Here is a 19,966-nt window from a genome sequence, read left to right as displayed (position 1 = left end):
ACACGGAGACCTCGTCATGGCACACACCCTTGCAGGCGGTTCGCGTTCCGCGCGTTATGCCGATCTCAACCTCGATTCACATGCCGTCATTACCGCCCGCACCGAGTTGGCCGCGTGTTTTCAACTGGCCGCGCTGCATGGCCTGGAGGAGGGCATCTGTAACCATTTTTCGGCGATGGTGCCGGGTCGGGATGATCTGTTTTTTGTGAATCCCTACGGGTACGCATTCGCCGAGGTGACGGCGCAGAATCTGCTGGTGTGCGACTTCCACGGCAATGTCGTGGACGGCGAAGGACAGCCCGAGGCGACCGCGTTTTACATCCATGCCCGACTGCACAAACAGCTGCCGAGGGTGAAAGTGGCGTTCCACACTCACATGCCTCACGCCACGGCGTTGTGCTTGCTGCAAGGTCCGCCGCTGCTGTGGTTGGGCCAGACGGCGCTGAAATTTTACGGCCGCACGGCGGTGGACGAAAACTACAACGGCCTGGCCCTCGATGAATCCGAAGGCGACCGGATCGCCAGTGTCATGGGCAACGCCGACATCCTGTTCCTCAAGAACCACGGGGTGATTGTCGCCGGGCCGACCATCGCCGAAGCCTGGGATGATTTGTACTACCTGGAGCGTGCCGCGCAAGTGCAACTGATGGCCATGGCGACCCAGCGCGAACTCAAGCCGGTGCCCCACGACATTGCCCGGCGGGCCTACGAGCAAATGCGCCTGGGCGATGCCGAAAGTGCTCGGGCGCATTTGCACAGTGCGATGCGGCGGCTGGCCAAAGGACAATTGCCCCGCACTAGCGGGTAGACTAAGCTCACAAAAATTAAGGGCTTTGGGCCTTTGCCCATGCCTTGCCCTTACAGGACGAGCTTTTGCCTATCCTCACTCAAGACCCGCAGCAAACTCCTGGCGGCGCTTTGAAACGGTTATCTCTGCTCAAGGCAGCGGTGCTGTTTATCGCGACGGTGTGCCTGTGTCTCTGTGGTCTGCTTTATCTGCAACTGGAGCAATCGCGGCGCCACGCGCTGGACGTGGCGCAAGTCGCGTCTTCGAACCTGGCTCGCGCCATGGCACAGCAGGCCGAAGACACTTTCATGAAGGCCGACTTGGTGTTGACCAGTCTGGTGGACTGGATTCAGGTCGATGGCTACGGCGCGGCCCAAAAGCCACGCTTGCAGAAAACCTTTGCCCGGCGGGCGCAGGCGCTCGACCAATTGCACGGGATATTTCTGTTCGACAAGCAAGGGCAGTGGGTCGTGACGTCGTTCGATGATTTGACCCGCGGTCCGGGCGTGTCGGATCGAGAGTACTTCACGTTCCACCAGCAGAACGCATCCACCCTCGCGCACATCGGGCCGGCGGTTCGCAGTCGGGAAAATGGAGAGTGGATCATTCCGCTCTCCAAACGGGTGAACGACAAGAACGGCAACTTCCAGGGCGTGGTGTTGGCCGGAATCAAAATGGCCTATTTCGATCAGTTCTTCAAAAGCTTCAGCATCGATGACAACGGCTCGATGTTTTTGGCGCTGACCGACGGCACGTTGCTGGCGCGAAGGCCGTTTGTGGAATCACAGATCGGCACATCCCTGGCCAAGGGCGAAATCTTTCATAAACTCTTGCCCAACGCGCCCGCCGGCAACGCGATGATCAGCTCGGTGATCGATGGCGTTGTACGTTTGTATGGCTACCGTCAACTCGACGCCTATCCGCTGGTGGTCTCGGCGGCATCGTCCAGGGATTCGATTCTCAAGGATTGGTACGACACCGCATTTCAGTCCTGCGTCATCGTTGCCTTGGTGGTGCTGGGTGTCGGTCTGTTCGGTTGGGTGTTCGTTCGCCAGGTGCGCGTCGGCGTGCGGGTCGAGGCCGATTTGCGCAAGGCCAAGGAAGCACTGAAGCTGATTGCGACTCATGACAGCCTGACGGGCCTGGCCAATCGCCGACTGTTCGAGCAGGCGCTGGACATCGAGTTTGGCCGAGGCGCCCGGCAGTCGAGTTCGCTGAGCCTGATCATGCTCGATATCGATTACTTCAAACGCTACAACGATGCTTACGGCCACGTCGCAGGGGACCACTGCCTGGCGGAAGTGGCGCGTGCGGTCAAGGGTTGCTGCCACCGCAAAGCAGACCTGGCGGTGCGTTATGGCGGCGAGGAGTTTGCGGTGCTGCTGCCTGACACCGACATTCACGGTGCGTTGGTGATTGCCGAACAGATCCGCCGCAGCGTCATGGACAAGAACATCACCCACAACGGTTCACCCACGGGATATGTGACGGTCAGTCTTGGCTGTTACGCGTTCGTGCCGACCGGGCGAGACAGCATCGAACTGTTCATCGAACGAGCGGATGCGGCGCTTTATCAGGCCAAGCATTCGGGTCGAAACCGTTCGGCCGTGTTGTCGCTTGAGGGCGGTGTGGAGGCGTTGATGCGCTCCGATCGTTAAGCATTGGTTGCAGTTGTTTCAGCTGTGCAACAGTCGCTCGTCCGTCGGTCTCCCTGTCAGATCCAGTTGTTTTGATCGTCTAGAGTGTCCGTAGCTCTGCCGAACCCGGCAGACCTCCCCATTGCACGGACGATCGCCGAAATGTTGATACCTCAAGCATTGACAGCCGTTGCTCTAACCCTGGCAGCCTGTGCTGTCTTTCCGCTGGCCAGCCAGGCTCAATCGAAAATCACGCAGCAAGAAGCTCACGCCATCGGCGTGGATGCCTACCTGTATTTTTACCCGCTGTTGACCATGGATCTTACCCGCAAGCAGTTCACCAACATCGAACCCGGCAAAGAGTTTGGCAAGGGCCCGATGAACATGTTTGTGAGTGTGCCGCAGTACCCGCCCGCAGATTTCAAGGGAGTGGTGCGGTCGAACTTCGACACCCTGTATTCCATCGCCTGGCTCGACTTGACCCAGGAGCCGCTGGTGATTAGTGCACCGGACACCGCCGGGCGATTTTACTTGTTGCCGATGCTTGATATGTGGAGCGATGTCTTTGCCTCGCCAGGTTGGCGCACGACAGGTACAGAGGCCAGTCAGTTTCTGGTGACGCCGCCGGGATGGACCGGAACGGTGCCGCCCGGATTGAATCATTTACCCGCCCCCACACCTTTTGTCTGGGTCATTGGTCGCACCAAGACCGACGGAGTTGCGGACTACGCTGCGGTGCATAAGATTCAGGCGGGCTATACTGTGACGCCGTTGTCGCGGCTAGGCGAAAAGGTTGAACCGATCAAGGTGCACATCGACCCGGCGGTGGACATGAAGACGCCGCCAAAAATTCAGATCGATACGATGTCAGCGGCCGATTACTTCGTCTACGCCGCCGCGCTGCTCAAAGTGCATCCGCCCCACATCACCGACCAGCCGATACTGGCGCAAATGCAGCGCATTGGTATCGAGGCCGGCAAGCCGTTTGATTTCGATGCAATCGATCCCGATGTCCAGGCGGCACTTCAAACCGTGCCCCAGGAAGCTCAGGCGCTGATGAAGTGGAAGGTTGCAACCCTCGCGCGCGTGGTCAACGGTTGGTCGATGAATACCGACACCATGGGCGTCTATGGTAACTACTACCTTAAACGCGCCATCGTTGCGCAAGTCGGGCTCGGCGCCAACCTGCCCGAGGATGCGATTTATCCGTTAAATATCGGCGATGACAAAGGCAGGCCGCTCGACGGTTCTAACAAGTACGTGCTGCATTTCGACAAGGGAGAGGTGCCGCCCGTGAGTGCTTTCTGGTCGATCACCCTGTACGACTCTGAAGGGTTCCAGGTCGGCAACGAACTCAACCGTTTTGCGGTCAGCAGTTGGATGCCGTTCAAGACCAATGCGGATCAATCGTTGGATATTTACTTCCAGAACGAAAGTCCCGGAAAGGAACTTGAAGCCAATTGGCTGCCCGCGCCAAAAGGTCCGTTCAACTTGACGATGCGCTTGTACGGACCCAAGCCCGAGGCGCTTAACGGTAAGTGGGAGCCACCCCCCGTCAAGCGGCTATGAAGGTGTCGTATGAAAGCAGGCCGCGATGTTCATCACGGCCTGCTTTTATGCGTTCAGCTGCCTGTTCCACCTCCAGCCCCACCGGTACCACCGCCGGCAGCACCGGTGCCGCCGCCCGCGCCGGAACCTGAACCGCTGGCCCCACCGCTGGTGCCGGTACCGGAGCCACCACCCGAATCCGTACTGTTTCCGGAGGAGGGCGAGCCGGGGGTGTTATCGGGCGGCATGGTCGAACCGCTGGTAGCGCCGGATTTCGTACCGGTCGCATCAGCACCATCGCCGGAGGCCGCAAAGGTGGCCGCCGAAGCGGCGCTCAGCAATCCGGCCAGAAAAATCGTAGTCATTTTGAGGTTCATCAGGGTACGTCTCCAAAGATGAGTCGTTACCTGATGTTGGTGTGAAGGGTGGGGCGGTTGGTGCCGGTTGGAAGACGAGTGGTGGGGCCGATCGACGAGCGTGATCACCGTCTTCGCGAACTGGCTCGTACCCACAGTCGTTTTGCAGATGTCAGAGAGGGCTGTATCCGTTCAGCTTCTTCTCAAGACTCTCCCGCACCAACGGCCATTTCTCATCAATGATGCTGGACCGTCGCGAGTGCGTGTTCGTCCATCCGGCATGATCCGTTCGTGGCGCACGGTGCCCTCCTGTTGCAGGTTGACGACGCGCGCCATCACAGGGTAGCGGCTGCCGATTGGCAATAGTCGTGGCGCGATGTTGGACCCTGGCTGCTATGGTCAATGGACGCAGGCAATCGATTGACAGGATCCCATGCATGGAATTGACCGCCACGACCGCCGCCGCACCAGCGCGCCATACACCGATCACACGGAACCTGGTCTGGTCTGTCGGGCTGGTATTTGTATTGGGGGTGCTGATTACTCTGGTTGCGTTGTTCAACATTGCCGGCCGGCTCGATGCCCAGGACTTGGCCAAGACCACGTTCTACACCCAGCGCGCGCTGGAAAACCGCATCTCAGCCTCGAAAAACTACGTTGCCAGTTATGCAAACTGGACCACGGCCTACGATCATTTGAATGGCGAAGTTGACGCGCAGTGGGCTTACGTTGAGCAGAACATGGGCAAAACCCTGTTCACCCTGGATCATTACGACGGCGTTTTTGTGGTCGACCCTCAGCGAACCAAATACGCCGTGGTGCGCGGCCTTCAGGTCCAGGGCGACGCGGCGGCCTGGCTGTCGATAGCGATGGCAGCACTGATCGAGGAGGTGCAGGGCCAGGAAAGCCTGCTTGCCCCCATCAGCCGGTTCACGCTCTTCGAGGGGCAGCCCGCGCTATTGACGGCGGCGGCGATCGTGCCCAATGACGAAAGGCCGGCGGTCGATCCCCAAAGCACGTCGGTGCTGGTGTTCGTCGATCAATTGAGTTCGCAGAAGCTCAGCGCCTTGAGTGCCGACTATGGTTTGCATGACTTGAGCCTCACACCTGACAACACCCTTGCTCCCGGTCAGCCTGCGGTCGGACTCACGGGCACCGGTTATAGTTTGGTCTCGCAGCTCGAGCAGCCAGGCCATCAGCTGCTTTGGTCACTGCTGCCGCCACTGGGCGGCGCGCTGTTGATTCTCGCGTTGTTGACGGCTTACTTCTTTCGTTACGTGTTGCGCACGTCCGGGCACGTGGATGCCAGTTACATCAAACTCGATTTGTCGAACCAGGCGCTGGAGGCCAGTGAAGAACGTTTTCGTGCAGTGGCCGAGGCCGCGTCTGACTGGATATGGGAAATCGATGACCAGCATCGCATCACGTACCTGTCGGGGCGTTTTGGCGCCGTCACCGGGTTTTCCGATCAGCAATGGCTGGGGCAGGGCATCGAGCAGTTGTTGTATTGCGACACTACGCCCTTGTCGCTGTGGCTGAACAAGCTCGACGAAGAGCACAGCGTCAGCCACCTGCGTTGCTCCTATCGCGAACAGTCGGGGCAGCAACGGATCAGTCGGGTATCGGCGCGACCGATACTCAGCAAAGGCGCGGTGGTGGGTTACCGCGGCACGGCCAGTGACATCACCGATGAAGTCGCTGCCCATGCGCAGATCCAGCATCTGTCGTTGCACGACGCGCTGACTGGCCTGCCCAATCGCAACAAGCTGGCGCGCTACCTCGAAGACGCTTTGGTGCTGAAGGAGCATTCGGCGCCGCTGACGTTGTTGATGATCGACCTGGACAACTTCAAGCCGATCAATGATTCCCTCGGCCACCCGGCCGGCGATGCGGTGTTGCTGGAGGTGGCTACCCGTTTGCGTGAGTGCACACGGGACATTGACCTGGTCGCCCGACTGGGCGGCGACGAGTTTGTGCTGGTACTCAATGGCATGGACATCCACACGGAAATCGACCGCATATGCGAACGTATCCTCCAGAGCCTGCACCAGCCGATCCACTATGACCATCACGCACTGCACATCGGTGCGAGCATCGGTATCGCCTTGAGCCGGCGTCAGGGGCACATGCCGGAGGAGTTGATTCGATGTGCCGACATCGCGCTGTATCAGGCCAAATCCGACGGCAAGAAAACCTGGTGCTACTTTGCGCCGCACATGAATGACCAGATCCAGCATCGCCGCAAACTCGAAAACGACCTGCGTCAGGCGATCAAGAACAATGAGTTCGTGATGCACTATCAGCCTCGTTATCACGTCGATGGCAAGCAGATCGTCTCGGTCGAAGCGTTGCTGCGCTGGCAGCATCCTGTGCAGGGGTTGCTGGGGCCCGACTCGTTTATTCCATTGGCCGAACAGACCGATCTGATCGTCCCCTTGGGGCGCTGGGTTTTACGTGAGGCGTGCGAGACGGCACTGACCTGGCCGGGTGAGCTGATGGTATCGGTCAACCTGTCGCCCGTGCAGTTTGTTCGCAGTGACGTGGTGGAGGATGTCAGGGAGGCGTTGATCCAGAGTCGTTTGCCGGCCAGTCGACTGGAGCTGGAGATCACCGAAAACGTGATGCTCAACGATGTCGATGGCGCGCTTGCGACCATGAACTCGCTGAAGGAGCTGGGTGTGCGACTGAACATGGACGACTTCGGCACCGGTTATTCGTCGCTGGGTTATCTGCGCACGTATCCGTTCGACGGGATCAAGATCGACAAGCGCTTCATCTCGTCCATGAGCGGCACCGGTAACGACCGTGCGGTGGTGCAGGCGATCATCAACCTGGGCAAGGCCATGGGGCTGACGGTGACCGCAGAGGGCGTCGAGACCCTGGAACAACTGGACTTCCTTATCTCGGACGAGTGCCATGAGGTGCAGGGTTTCTACCTCAGCAGGCCGATGGAAAACCAGGCGCTGCTGCCATTGCTCAAGGCGTCGCGTGATGAGCATCCTTCGTGAGGGGGACCTTTAGTCGCCTGCTTCAGTTGTCGTCGCAACTGCCATGGCGCACTCCGGTCACAACTGGATATCGTCCATCCGTTGCGAGCCCCGGCCTATGAAAAACCTGAAAATCGCCACTTTCAACGTCAACGGCATGCGTGCCCGGCTGCCGAATTTGCTGGCCTGGCTTGAGCGAGAAAAACCGGACATTGCCTGTTTGCAGGAGCTCAAGTCGGTCGACAGCGCATTCCCGGCCGCCGAGCTTGAGGCCATTGGCTACGGCGCTATCTGGCAAGGCCAGTCGTCGTGGAACGGGGTGGCGATTCTGGCCCGTGATGCGCTGCCTTTGGAGAGTCGGCGCGGTCTGCCGGGAGATGACACCGACACGCACAGTCGCTACCTGGAAGCTGCGGTGCACGGGATTCTGGTGGGCTGCCTGTATTTGCCCAACGGCAATCCGCAACCCGGGCCGAAGTTCGACTACAAACTGGCGTGGTTCGAACGGCTGATCGCCTATGCCAAGGACCTGCAAAGCAGCGAGCATCCGGTGGTGCTGGCCGGCGACTACAACGTGGTGCCCACCGACCTGGACATCTACAACCCGCGCTCGTGGCTCAAGGACGCGTTGCTGCAACCGGAAAGTCGCGAGTGTTACCAGCGCTTGCTGGATCAGGGCTGGACCGATTCCCTGCGTCATCTGTACCCGGAGGATCGGCTCTACACCTTCTGGGATTATTTCCGCCAGCACTGGCAGAAGAACTCGGGGTTGCGTATCGATCACTTGCTACTCAACCCGGCGCTGAGCCCCTATCTGCACGAGGCCGGGGTCGATGCCTGGGTGCGCAACGAACCGCACGCCAGCGACCATGCGCCGACGTGGATTCGCTTGAGTTCGCGCAAACAGCGTTGATGTTCAGAGGGGGGGGCGATTGGCTAAATCAATTGTCAGTCGAACCGCTTTTTCCCTTATACATGGCGCCCATCGGCGGAGAGATCCGCGGCCCCTGCATAAGGACCGAGCAATGAGCGAACCACGCCTGACGAACCGTGCGGCATACCTGCAGCGCCTGGGTTACGACGCGCCCCCGGAGCCGACCCTGGACACCTTGCGCCAACTCCAGTTGCGCCACACTGGGGCCTTCCCGTTTGAAAACCTCACCACGCTGTCCGGCGAGCCGGTACGCATCGACCTGCCATCCATCGAGCGGAAAATCCTGCATGAGGGGCGCGGCGGTTACTGCTACGAGCTCAACTACGCGTTTCTAGCCTTGCTTCAGGAATTGGGTTTTGACGCATGCGGTATTACCGGCCGAGTCGTCATGGGTCAGCCCGAAGGCGCCTGGACTGCCCGCACGCACCGCTTGAGCCTGGTCACGCTGGACGGCGTGCGCTACATCACCGACGTCGGCTTCGGCGGCATGGTGCCGACCGCACCGCTCCTGCTCGACAACGATGCGGCACAACTCACGCCCCACGATCCGTATCGCATCGAGCGCCATGCAGACGGCTACACCCTGCGCGCCAACGTCGGCGGCGAGTGGCGGCCGATGTACATTTTCGATCTGCAACGCCAGGAAGACATCGACTACGTCCTCGGTAACTGGTACGTCTCGACCCATCCGGAATCGTCGTTTACCAAGCAACTGTTGGTCGCGCGCACCGGGGATGGCTGGAGGCGCACGTTGAACAACGGCAGTTTTGCGATTCATCGGGTGGGCGCCGAGAGCGAACGGCGGCAGGTTGCAGATGTGGAGGAGTTGATCGGGTTGCTGGAGGGGGAGTTCGGGATTCGCGTGCCGGAGCATGCGGGGCTGCGGCAGGTGCTTGGGCGGTTGATTCAGGTGACATAGCCATCGTCCCGAGAGGGCAGATTCAAAACATCTGCCCTTTTTCTTTGCGTGGGGCAGGCTCCGTTCCCCCCTTGGGTCTTGAAACGGCACACCCTCAAGGCTCAATCACACGATGGATCTCGCTCAAGACCTCTGAGAGTTTTTTCTCCAGGCTCTTCAGTTCAGATGCAGTAACGCCTTCCCTGAAATGCCCGCCATTCGCCACCGTGGCGTACTGATCGTGCGCGGTGGTTTTTTCCTTGGTGTTGAGCAGCGCCTGGCGCAGCGTGTTGTTGATCACTGTTTGGTAGCCATACCCCTCGCTCTGCGCCATGGCGCGTGCTGCTTCGATGACGACATCATCGAGCATGATGGTAATTCGGGTTTTGCCTTTGCTGGAGGCAACTGCTCCACGCTTGGCGTTGCTGAAGTCGTATTCGTCTTTCATCGTTCAATTCTCCAAATAACGACGGCGCTCGTTTTTGCTGGCGAGGCGCGCGGAAATGATTCGTACGAAATTCGGATCGCGATAGGTGTACGCAACGACCAGCAAGCGAGCTTTGGCATCCATGCCCATGACGATCCACCGTTGTTCATCGTGATGGTTGTCCCGAATCGTCAGTGCTCGTTCGTCGTAAAACACCGGTTCTGTTTCGGCGAGGCTGATGCCGCGATGCTTTAATTTGTTGGCTGCGTTTTTTGCCTTGTGATACTGAATTTCGAATGACTTCATTATGCATACTTTATATGTATAAGCGAGGGGGCGTCCGTGCCGGAGGTCGCTTGGAATGCAAAAGACTAGCGGGCAGGGGAGCAGGCAGATGAAGGATGTATTTCAAGATTTTTGGAGGGGAAGGCGCGCAGCTAAAGGGCGACATGGACAGGTGTCCATTATCTGACTGGTGAGTTGTATACAACTCTATAGACATTTGTCCTGACTCTTGCATACAGTGTGCGCATAACAAAAAACCAGGGAACCCCCCAACCATGAAAACGCCCCATGTTTCACACCAACGGCCTGAGGACGAAAACCTCGGGGTCGGCGCGAATATGGCTTACGGCCTGCAACATGTTCTGACCATGTACGGCGGCATCGTCGCGGTGCCTTTGATCATCGGCCAGGCGGCCGGGCTTTCGCCGGCGGACATCGGTTTGTTGATTGCTGCTTCATTGTTTGCGGGGGGCTTGGCGACATTGCTGCAGACCCTCGGTTTACCGTTTTTCGGGTGTCAGTTGCCGCTGGTACAGGGCGTGTCCTTCTCCGGTGTCGCGACGATGGTGGCGATTGTCAGCAGCGGCGGGGAGGGCGGCTTTCAGTCAATTCTCGGGGCGGTAATTGCCGCGTCGTTGATCGGATTACTGATCACGCCGGTGTTCTCGCGAATCACCAAGTTCTTCCCGCCGCTGGTGACGGGCATCGTGATCACCACCATCGGCTTGACGCTAATGCCGGTGGCTGCACGCTGGGCCATGGGCGGCAATAGCCATGCCCCGGATTTCGGCAGCATGGCCAACATCGGTCTGGCGGCGGTGACGCTGGTGTTGGTGCTGCTGCTGAGCAAGATTGGCAGCGCGACCATCTCCCGTTTGTCGATCCTGCTGGCGATGGTCATCGGCACGATCCTCGCGGTGTTCCTTGGCATGGCGGACTTCTCGTCGGTCACGCAAGGCCCGATGTTCGGCTTCCCGACCCCGTTCCACTTCGGCATGCCAACCTTCCATTTTGCCGCGATCCTGTCGATGTGCATCGTGGTCATGGTGACCCTGGTGGAAACCTCGGCGGACATCCTTGCTGTCGGTGAAATCATCGACACCAAGGTCGACTCCAAACGCCTGGGCAACGGCCTGCGCGCCGACATGCTGTCGAGCATGATCGCGCCGATCTTCGGTTCCTTCACCCAAAGCGCCTTCGCCCAGAACGTCGGGCTGGTGGCCGTGACCGGCATCAAGAGTCGTTTCGTGGTCGCCACCGGCGGCTTGTTCCTGGTGATACTCGGTCTGCTGCCGTTCATGGGCCGGGTCATCGCCGCAGTACCGACCTCGGTACTGGGTGGCGCTGGCATCGTGCTGTTCGGCACCGTGGCAGCCAGTGGCATTCGCACGCTGTCCAAGGTTGATTACCGCAACAACGTCAATCTGATCATCGTCGCCACCTCCATCGGCTTCGGCATGATCCCGATCGCCGCGCCGAATTTCTACGACCACTTCCCAAGTTGGTTCGCGACCATCTTCCACTCGGGCATCAGCTCCTCGGCGATCATGGCCATCGTGCTCAACCTGGCCTTCAACCACCTCACTGCCGGTAACTCGGATCAGCAATCGGTGTTCGCGGCCGGTACCGAGCGGGTTCTTCGATATCAGGATCTGGCGGCGTTGCGTGAAGGGGATTACTTCAGCGAAGGTAAACTGCGTGACTGCGACGGGAACGAGATTCCGGTGGTGGAAGCGGCCCATGAATCGAGCGAGCATCGAGCGGCTCATGCTAAAAGCAGTGAGCATGTCTGACGGCGGCACCTGCTAACCAGGCCGATCTGTTGAATAGACAGATCGGCCTTTTGCTTTTCCAGCGGCCACAAAAAAGCCCCTGAACCTTTCGATTCAGGGGCTTTTCGATATTGCTGTCTGGCTCACGACCTGGACTCGAACAGAAAAATAAGCATTTGTTCTACAATGAAATTATTCTGCTTTTTAGTATATATATCCCTACGATTATCCTAATCCAGCCCGTATTTTATTGGAGTTCTTCCGATATCCCTGGATCAGGAAAAAACATTCGAGTTTCCGCTCTTTTTGAGACAACGCGAGCATCTGAGTCATCTCGCTGCCAACCGCCACCCAAGGCTTTGAACGTGGCCACTGCAGCGCGAGCCGATTCAGTTTGTGCCTGGGCTCTGCCATCAGATGCCGCTAGGAGATGTTCATCGGCATCCAGCACTTCGATCAAGCTGACCACGCCTTTTTCATAGGCGGCAAACGATGTCGCTCTGGCTTTCGCATACGCCGACTCGCCTTGGGCGAGCTGGGTCGATTGTTGCTCGCGTTTGATCCGTGCCGAAACAGCGCTTTCCACATCTTCGCAGGCCCGCAGAACGGACTGGCGGTAAGCGGCCAAGGCTTCGGCTTCCTGGCCCTTTGCCAAATCAATCTGGGCGTTGATGCGGCCAAAATCAAACAGCCGCCAGCGTAATCCCAGTGCCGCCGAAGCCTGACTGGCGCCGTTGCTGAACAGGTTTGCGCTGGATACCGATGTAGCACTGCCGAGCAGCGCAGCCACAGACAGTTTGGGGTAGTACTCGGACATGGCTTCGCCGATGCGCGCGCTGGATGCTGCAAGACGGCGCTCCGCGACGATCAAGTCTGGACGCCGACGCAGCAGGTCGGCTGGAGCGCCCATGTCCGAGAGGCCTGGCACCTCAGGGATGGGCGCCAGCTTAGTCAACTGCGCACTGTAAGTGCCGGGCGCCTTGCCCAACATGACATCCAGCGCATTCATTGCCGTGTCAATGCCTGCTTGCAGTACCGGCACGGTGGCCTGCGCTTGGTTCAGCGCGCCTTGGGTCTGGTTCAACTGCAGTTCAGCCGCCAGGCCTTTTGCGTAGAGATGTTCGTTGGTGGTGAGCAGTTGTTGTCGTGTGTCTACTTGCTGCCGGGCAATTTCCAGACGTGCTTGCAGGCCACGGATGCTGATGTAAAGGTCGGCTGTTTGCGCGACCACTGCCAGGCGTGTGGCAATCGCTCCGGCTTGCGAGGCCTGATAATCGGCGAAAGCCGCTTCTTTACCTCGGCGCAGCCCGCCAAACACATCCAGCTCCCAGCCGGCATTCAAGTTCGCCTCATAGGCGCTGCCGTAGCGATTATAGGAAGGGGCTGAATTCAGCACTTGGCCCAACGGCGTCTCCAAAGACTGACGGGCTCGGGCCGCCTGACCATTGACGGTAGCCGACGGCAGGAGGGCTGCGTTAGCTGCGCCCAAACCGGCGCGAGCCTGCTCGATCCTTGCGTTTGCCTGGGCTAAATCGAGGTTCTGTTCAAGTGCTCGATTTATCAGTTGACTGAGTATCGGGTCATTAAATGCATTCCACCAAGCGGCGAGATCGGCATTTGCAGCGTCCACTTGCCGTGCCTTGGACGTTTGCGCCGAGAAATGCTCGGGCAATTCCACGCGGGGTTCTGAGTAGTCGGGGCCCACTGAGCAACCTGCAACCATACCCAAACACAGTAAGACGGCGAAACGAGGAGGAGGGTGCATGCGATGCCTGCGAAAGGGTCGGTTTGTGACGATATTACAATTTGGTCACAAGTTGTCAACCACCTTTGGGATGAGTAAGCTGCTCGCATGAATCAGCCATCAGTTTCTTCGCCCAGCGCCCGTGGCCCAGCCGATCACGACATTCGAGACCAGATTGTTGCGGCGGCCAACGAACATTTCAGTCAATACGGTTATGGCAAAACAACGGTTTCTGACCTAGCCAAGGCCATCGGCTTTTCCAAGGCTTACATCTACAAATTCTTTGAATCCAAGCAGGCGATTGGTGAAGCAATCTGTACAAATTGCCTGACTGAAATCGTTGCGGCAGTGGAGCAAGCCATCAATGTAGACGGCATCTCCCCGACTGAGCGTTTTCGGCGCCTGGTCAAAACCTTAATCGCTACAGGTGTGAGCCTGTTCTTTAACGACCGTAAACTCTACGACATCGCAGCGTTCTCCGCGTCGGAGCGATGGCCCAGCTCACAAGTCTATGACGCTCAGATTAAGAGCTTCGTGTTGCAAATCGTGCGTGAGGGGCGAGAGCTCGGCGAGTTTGAACGCAAGACTCCGCTGGACGAGACGGTAGAGTCGATTCATCTCGCTCTACGGCCTTTCATGAATCCTCTGCTATTGCAGTACAACCTCGATTTTGTTGAAGAAGCCCCTTCTCTCATCTCCAATCTTGTTCTGCGCAGCCTGATGCCTTAAACCTCTGCTGACGGATGCGCTGCGCATCCGTATCAGCGTGTGCGCCTGAAAAAACTAGATATCGAGCCTCTTTGCTCTGCTCTGATCAAGTGGGCGATGTTCATTCGTCTCGGTAGTGACTATTGACAGAAATGGTCACTTGAATAAGCATAATGCATCCGCTACCGAGAGGTCTTTATGATCCAGCGCCACCGCATGTCAGCCATTTTCATTGTCCTGTTGCCGTTTGCCCTAGCGGCCTGCAACGAGGCCACGCCTGCCGATCCTCGCCTTCAAACGCCCTTGGTGCGCATCGGCGTGGTTCAACCCTCCGCGCCTGCGGCACGGATATTCACCGGTATCGTCGCGGCCCGAGTTCAGAGCGACCTCGGTTTTCGGGTGCCAGGGAAGGTCTTGGAGCGTTTGGTGGATGCTGGACAGAGTGTCAAGCGCGGGCAGCCCCTTATGCGAATCGATGCCAACGACCTGACGCTGACCGCGCGGGCACAGAAAGAAGCGGTACTGGCCGCCATGGCCCGAGCTCGGCAGGCCTCCGATGACGAGCTTCGCTACCGTGATCTGGTGTCCGTCGGAGCGGTATCTGCTTCAGCTTATGCAGGGTTCAAAGCTGCTGCCGACTCGGCGAAAGCCCAACTCAACGCTGCCCAGGCCCAGGCTGATGTGGCGAAAAACGCGACCGGTTATTCGACGTTGCTGGCGGATGCTGACGGGGTGGTAGTGGATACCTTGGCGGAGCCGGGGCAGGTAGTTGGCGCAGGGCAGGTGGTGGTACGCGTTGCCCATTCAGGGCAGCGCGAGGCGGTGATCCAGTTGCCCGAGACGTTACGTCCTGCGCTGGGCTCGGCGGCGACGGTTGAGCTGTACGGCCAGCACCAGACTGCAGGTAAAGCGCGTTTACGCCAGTTGTCCGACTCTGCCGACCGACAGACCCGAACGTTTGAAGCGCGTTATGTGCTGGAGGGGGCGCTCTCCAACGCTACCCTGGGTTCGACGATCTCAGTGGTTATCGCTGACACGGATGTTGCTGATGCCAAGGAATTACAGGTGCCCATGGGGGGCCTCTACGACGCCGGTAAAGGCCCGGGGGTCTGGGTGGTGGTGGGCGGGGAACCTGAGCAGGTGGCATGGCGCCCGATCAAGGTTCGCGGCCTGAATAATGAGGCCAGCGTGCGCGTGACGGGGGATCTGCAGGTGGGTGATCGTGTTGTCGCATTGGGTGCTCACTTGCTGAGCGAGGGAGAGAAGGTCAGGACTGAACTCGCCGATGCTCCGCAAAATTCAGTGGTTGAGGTAAGTCGATGAGCGGCTTCAATCTTTCGGCGCTGGCCGTACGCGAGCGCTCAATCACGCTGTTTTTGATCCTGCTGATTTCTGTGGGTGGGTTGTACGCCTTCTTCAAACTGGGGCGTGCGGAAGATCCCGCATTCACCATTAAACAAATGACGGTGGTCACTGCCTGGCCTGGGGCGACGGCCCAGGAGATGCAAGACCAGGTGGTAGAAAAGCTGGAAAAACGCATGCAGGAGCTGCGTTGGTACGATCGGACCGAGACCTTTACCCGGCCCGGTTTGGCATTCACTACGGTGTACCTGCTCGACAGCACGCCGCCCTCAGCGGTCCAGGAGGAGTTTTACCAGGCGCGCAAGAAAATTCTGGATGAGCAGAAGGGGTTGCCGTCTGGGGTGATCGGCCCGATGGTCAACGATGAGTATTCCGATGTCACCTTCGCGCTCTATGCGCTCAAGGCCAAGGGCGAGCCGCAACGTCTATTGGTGCGCGAAGCCGAGAGCTTGCGCCAGCGTTTGCTGCATGTAGCGGGTGTGAAGAAGGTCAACATCATCGGTGAACAGGCCGAGCGCGTTTTTGTCGAGCTGTCCTACGAACGTCTGGCGACACTGGGCATTTCTGCACGAGACATCTTCAGTGCGCTGAACACGCAAAACATGATAACGCCGGCCGGTTCGGTAGAAGCGAAGGGGCCCCAGGTTTTCATCCGGCTGGATGGCGCGTTTGATGACCTGCAGAAGATTCGCGATACCCCGCTGACAGTGCAGGGCAGAACCCTCAAGTTGTCCGATGTGGCTGAGGTCAAGCGCGGTTATGAGGACCCCGCGACATTCCTTGTACGCAACAACGGCGAGCCGGCACTGTTGCTCGGCGTGGTCATGCGCGATGGCTGGAACGGCCTGGATTTGGGGAAGTCGCTGGATGCTGAGGCAACAGCGATCAATGAGCAGATGCCTTTGGGCATGAGCCTGACCAAGGTCACGGATCAGGCGGTGAATATTGGCGCATCCGTCAACGAGTTCATGGTGAAGTTTTTTGCTGCCTTGGGCGTGGTGCTGCTGGTGTGTTTTCTCAGCATGGGCTGGCGTGTTGGCGTTGTGGTTGCCGCAGCGGTGCCGCTGACTCTGGCGGCCGTGTTCATTGTCATGGCGGCCACGGGCAAAGACTTCGATCGAATTACCCTGGGCTCGTTGATTCTGGCGCTGGGGCTGCTGGTGGACGATGCAATCATTGCCATTGAAATGATGGTGGTGAAGATGGAAGAGGGCTACGACCGAATCAAGGCCTCCGCTTATGCCTGGAGCCACACGGCCGCGCCGATGTTGTCGGGGACGTTGGTGACGGCGATCGGCTTTATGCCCAACGGTTTTGCCAAGTCGACCGCTGGTGAGTACACCGCGAACATGTTCTGGATCGTTGGCATTGCGCTGATCACTTCCTGGGTGGTGGCCGTGGTGTTTACCCCTTACCTGGGCGTCAAACTGCTGCCGCAGATCAAGGTGCCTGAAGGCGGGCATACGGCGATTTACGGTACACCGAACTACCAGCGTTTCAGGCGCCTGCTGGGCAGTGTGATCCGCCGCAAAGGCCTGGTGGCGACATCCGTCGTGGGCTTGTTTGTAGTTGCGATTCTGGGCATGGGCGTGGTCAAGAAGCAGTTCTTTCCAACATCCGACCGACCTGAGGTGCTGGTTGAGGTGCAGATGCCTTACGGCACCTCTATCGAACAGACTGATGTGGCGGCGGCCAAGGTCGAGGCGTGGTTGGCTCAGCAGCCGGAAGCCAAGATCGTCACCGCTTATATTGGCCAGGGCGCGCCACGCTTCTATTTGGCGATGGCCCCTGAGCTACCCGATCCATCCTTCGCAAAAATCGTCGTCCTGACGGCGAATCAGCAAGAGCGTGAGGCGCTCAAGATTCGGCTCAGGCAAGCCACGGCCGATGGTTTGGCGCCTGAAGCCCGCGTGCGGGTGACGCAGTTGGTATTTGGTCCTTACTCACCGTATCCGGTGGCCTTTCGGGTGATGGGCGCCGACCCCGCAGTGTTGCGGGATATCGCCGCGCAGGTGCGTGAGGTCATGACTGCCAGCCCCATGATGAGAACCGTCAACACCGACTTGGGCGAGCGCGTGCCGGCACTTCATCTCACGCTGGATCAGGATCGCCTGCAAGCATTCGGCTTGACCTCGACCGATGTCGCGCAACAGCTGCAATTTCTGCTCACGGGGGTGCCTGTCACCGAGGTGCGTGAGGACATTCGTTCGGTTCAGGTGGTCGCTCGCTCAGCTGGTGAGACGCGTCTGGATCCATCGAAAATTGCCGCCTTCACGCTGAACGGCGTCCAAGGCCAGCGCGTTTCGCTGTCCCAGGTAGGGGCGGTGGATGTGCGCATGGAAGAGCCCATCCTGCGACGTCGTGATCGTACGCCGACAATAACCGTGCGCGGTGACGTGGCTGAAGGTCTTCAGCCCCCCGATGTCTCCAACGCCTTGATAACGCAGTTGCAACCTATCATCGAAAAGCTGCCGGCGGGCTACCGCATTGAGTTTGCCGGCGCGATCGAGGAGTCGGGTAAAGCAAACAAGGCATTGCTGCCGTTGTTCCCGATCATGATCGCGCTGATGTTGCTGACCATCATCATTCAGGTGCGCTCGATGTCGGCAATGATGATGGTGTTCGCCACCGCGCCTTTGGGCCTGATTGGTGTGGTGCCAATTCTGCTGCTGTTCCAGCAGCCGTTCGGGATCAACGCCTTGGTGGGATTGATTGCCTTGTCAGGGATTCTGATGCGCAACACGCTGATCCTCATTGGCCAGATTCACTCTAATAAGCAAGCCGGACTGTCGCCTTATGACGCAGTGGTCGAAGCCACTGTGCAGCGTGCACGGCCAGTGATTCTCACGGCGTTGGCGGCGATGCTGGCGTTCATTCCGCTGACCCATTCGGTGTTCTGGGGAACGCTGGCCTACACCCTGATTGGCGGTACGTTTGCTGGCACCGTGCTGACCCTGGTGTTCCTGCCAGCGATGTACGCCCTCTGGTTCAAGATCAAGCCTGAGCCCGCGCATGAGCTTGCAGCGAACACTCATGTTGCTTGATACCTGCGTGTCTGGATCGTCTCAAAAAGGAAAATCGATATGAGCTCGTTGGCCCAGATTACTTAGCAGTTTGATCCGCTGCGCCCTTCGTGGCTCCGGCCAACTGGCTCCAGGGAAGAACTGTGTTTGACGGGCTATCTCCAGCCTGTCATTGCAGGCGGTGTTGTTTGAGGCATGGCCGGATTGTGGGCTCGCCAGACCGTAGCGATTTTTACCTGGCGTGCAGTGAACTCAGCGCAATAGTTGTTTCTGCTGTCCCACCTTCAGAGATTACCGCGTTCCTTGTGGCTCATCTGCCGCTCGATGGCTGTGTCCGTCCACAAACCTGACTCGATCAATGCGCTGCAGGCCATCGAACGAAACCCATGCCCACAGATCTCGGATTTGGTGTCGTACCCCATCTTCCGAAGCGCGCTGTTCACCGTGTTTTCGGACATTGGTTTCCAAGATTTGGTATCGCTTGCCATCTTCGTACCTCTTGTGGAAAAGGGTACACCTTCCAACGCTGGTCGCGTGTCGGGTATTTCCCCAGGCGCCACGTTTGAGGTCGAACTCGCTCCAGCGGGCGAAGCGCAGCTCGCTGGAGCGTACAAACACGTGCAGCAACAGCAAGACCGTTAGCCGGGTAAGTGCGCGGCCTTTATAGGTGGCGATCCGTTCCTGCAATTCAGGCAGACGCGATAAGGATAGAGCGGGACGGTGGACGACCCGCGAGGCTTTGATCGAGCCTACGAGGTCGTAAGCAGGGTTTACGGTGATAAGCCGGAGGCGCTTTGCCTCGCGCATGATGCTCCGCAGGTAGTTTTGTACCCTTAAAGCAATGTCCACCGTTCCGCGCTTCTTAATCGCTTCCAGGGGCTGCATAAGATCGTGGGTATCAAGGTCGACAATGGCGCGGGCGCCGATCAGTGTGAAGAGGTGAGTTTTGAGGCGACTCATCACTGTCTTGGAATAGTCCGGTGCCCACTTGGCTGACATTTCCGTGTGCCAGCCGAGGGCAACGCTTTCAAAGGTGCGGTCTTTGATCAGAGCGTTCGTCTTGGCTTGGTTCTTGGCTCCTATAGGGTCAATGCCATCCGCCAGCATTCGCTTGGCCTCCAAGCGCTTGCGGCGCGCAGCCGCGAGGCCAACGATGGGGTAGTTGCCGAATGAGGTCAGTCCTTCCCGGCCATCAGGTTTGACGTATCTGAGACGCCAGCCTTTGCGGCCATTGGGTTGGACTAGAGGTAAAGGCCGTCGCCGTCGAAAAGCTTATAGGCGCGGTCTGTGGGCTTGGCCGAACGGCAAGCGGCGTCGGAGAGTGGGGCAGTAGTGCGCGACATAAGGGAACTCCCTTTTATCGAACTGACCTTTATCCCAAACTCTACCTTTAAAATGGCTGGTACCCCTCCGGAGTCCAACAGAACGCCAGAACGAAAAAACCCGCCATAAGGCGGGTTTTTCGGGGCTATCAGAGATTTTTGAAGCCTTCTCTGGA

The 19,966-nt window shown here is 58.6% G+C and carries 14 protein-coding genes and 2 pseudogenes; 10 read left to right on the top strand and 6 right to left on the bottom strand.

Annotation, left to right across the window (positions count from 1 at the left end):
* Positions 1-16 precede the first annotated feature (16 nt).
* The 3 genes from RHP74_RS20495 to RHP74_RS20485 all read left to right on the top strand — a co-directional run bounded on the left by RHP74_RS20495 (position 17) and on the right by RHP74_RS20485 (position 3,993).
* A complete protein-coding gene (locus RHP74_RS20495; RefSeq protein ID WP_311096197.1) occupies positions 17-808 on the top strand; it encodes an aldolase in 792 nt (263 codons plus the stop codon).
* 65 nt (positions 809-873) lie between these two features.
* Complete coding sequence (locus RHP74_RS20490) at positions 874-2,445, top strand: GGDEF domain-containing protein (RefSeq protein ID WP_154912795.1); 1,572 nt, start codon at positions 874-876, stop codon at positions 2,443-2,445.
* Positions 2,446-2,586: 141 nt separating this feature from the next.
* Positions 2,587-3,993, top strand: a complete 1,407-nt coding sequence (locus tag RHP74_RS20485; RefSeq protein WP_145306016.1) for a DUF1254 domain-containing protein — start codon at positions 2,587-2,589, stop codon at positions 3,991-3,993.
* Positions 3,994-4,046: 53 nt separating this feature from the next.
* Here RHP74_RS20485 and RHP74_RS20480 read toward each other — a convergent pair whose 3' ends face one another.
* Together RHP74_RS20480 and RHP74_RS20475 are read right to left on the bottom strand one after the other, a co-directional pair.
* A complete protein-coding gene (locus RHP74_RS20480; protein WP_409201915.1) occupies positions 4,047-4,349 on the bottom strand; it encodes a hypothetical protein in 303 nt (100 codons plus the stop codon).
* 151 nt (positions 4,350-4,500) lie between these two features.
* Positions 4,501-4,643 (bottom strand): annotated as a pseudogene (locus RHP74_RS20475) (GNAT family N-acetyltransferase); the annotation flags it as partial.
* A gap of 122 nt (positions 4,644-4,765) precedes the next feature.
* Here RHP74_RS20475 and RHP74_RS20470 point away from each other — a divergent pair.
* The 3 genes from RHP74_RS20470 (at position 4,766) to RHP74_RS20460 (ending at position 9,168) form a co-directional block, all read left to right on the top strand.
* Complete coding sequence (locus RHP74_RS20470) at positions 4,766-7,336, top strand: EAL domain-containing protein (RefSeq protein ID WP_311096196.1); 2,571 nt, start codon at positions 4,766-4,768, stop codon at positions 7,334-7,336.
* A gap of 97 nt (positions 7,337-7,433) precedes the next feature.
* Positions 7,434-8,228 carry an exodeoxyribonuclease III gene (locus tag RHP74_RS20465; protein ID WP_083376269.1) on the top strand — a complete coding sequence of 265 codons (795 nt, stop codon included), beginning with the start codon at positions 7,434-7,436 and terminating at the stop codon, positions 8,226-8,228.
* Between the two features lie 112 nt (positions 8,229-8,340).
* A complete protein-coding gene (locus RHP74_RS20460) occupies positions 8,341-9,168 on the top strand; it encodes an arylamine N-acetyltransferase (RefSeq protein ID WP_311096195.1) in 828 nt (275 codons plus the stop codon).
* Positions 9,169-9,262: 94 nt separating this feature from the next.
* On the opposite strand, the gene RHP74_RS20455 is transcribed toward RHP74_RS20460, so the two are convergent.
* Both RHP74_RS20455 and RHP74_RS20450 read right to left on the bottom strand, forming a co-directional pair.
* The gene (locus tag RHP74_RS20455; protein ID WP_304874235.1) at positions 9,263-9,595 is read right to left on the bottom strand and encodes a BrnA antitoxin family protein; all 333 of its coding nucleotides are present in this window, start codon (positions 9,593-9,595) and stop codon (positions 9,263-9,265) included.
* 3 nt (positions 9,596-9,598) lie between these two features.
* Positions 9,599-9,880: a BrnT family toxin gene (locus RHP74_RS20450; RefSeq protein ID WP_010456077.1), complete on the bottom strand. Its 282-nt coding sequence runs from the start codon at positions 9,878-9,880 to the stop codon at positions 9,599-9,601.
* A 254-nt stretch (positions 9,881-10,134) separates the two neighbouring features.
* Between RHP74_RS20450 and RHP74_RS20445 the strand changes: the two genes are divergently transcribed.
* A complete protein-coding gene (locus RHP74_RS20445; RefSeq protein WP_010456075.1) occupies positions 10,135-11,652 on the top strand; it encodes a nucleobase:cation symporter-2 family protein in 1,518 nt (505 codons plus the stop codon).
* Positions 11,653-11,878: 226 nt separating this feature from the next.
* Here RHP74_RS20445 and RHP74_RS20440 read toward each other — a convergent pair whose 3' ends face one another.
* A complete protein-coding gene (locus tag RHP74_RS20440) occupies positions 11,879-13,396 on the bottom strand; it encodes an efflux transporter outer membrane subunit (protein WP_311096194.1) in 1,518 nt (505 codons plus the stop codon).
* Between the two features lie 87 nt (positions 13,397-13,483).
* On the opposite strand from RHP74_RS20440, the gene RHP74_RS20435 reads away from it, so the two are divergent.
* The 3 genes from RHP74_RS20435 to RHP74_RS20425 all read left to right on the top strand — a co-directional run bounded on the left by RHP74_RS20435 (position 13,484) and on the right by RHP74_RS20425 (position 18,489).
* The gene (locus RHP74_RS20435; protein WP_010456071.1) at positions 13,484-14,104 is read left to right on the top strand and encodes a TetR/AcrR family transcriptional regulator; all 621 of its coding nucleotides are present in this window, start codon (positions 13,484-13,486) and stop codon (positions 14,102-14,104) included.
* A gap of 177 nt (positions 14,105-14,281) precedes the next feature.
* Entirely contained in the window at positions 14,282-15,406 is a 1,125-nt protein-coding gene (locus RHP74_RS20430) for an efflux RND transporter periplasmic adaptor subunit (protein ID WP_311096193.1), read from the top strand.
* Positions 15,403-18,489: an efflux RND transporter permease subunit gene (locus tag RHP74_RS20425; protein WP_077750246.1), complete on the top strand. Its 3,087-nt coding sequence runs from the start codon at positions 15,403-15,405 to the stop codon at positions 18,487-18,489. Before RHP74_RS20430 ends, RHP74_RS20425 begins: the two co-directional genes overlap by 4 nt.
* Before the next feature lie 266 nt (positions 18,490-18,755).
* Here RHP74_RS20425 and RHP74_RS20420 read toward each other — a convergent pair.
* Positions 18,756-19,811: pseudogene (locus RHP74_RS20420) on the bottom strand (tyrosine-type recombinase/integrase); the annotation flags it as partial.
* Between the last annotated feature and the right edge of the window lie 155 nt (positions 19,812-19,966).

The sequence above is a fragment of the Pseudomonas sp. SG20052 genome, assembly GCF_031766055.1.
In the GTDB taxonomy this organism is placed as follows: Bacteria; Pseudomonadota; Gammaproteobacteria; order Pseudomonadales; family Pseudomonadaceae; genus Aquipseudomonas; species Aquipseudomonas mandelii.
Note: the sequence above shows the minus strand (reverse complement) of the source record. Positions and strands in the feature narration are given on the sequence as shown.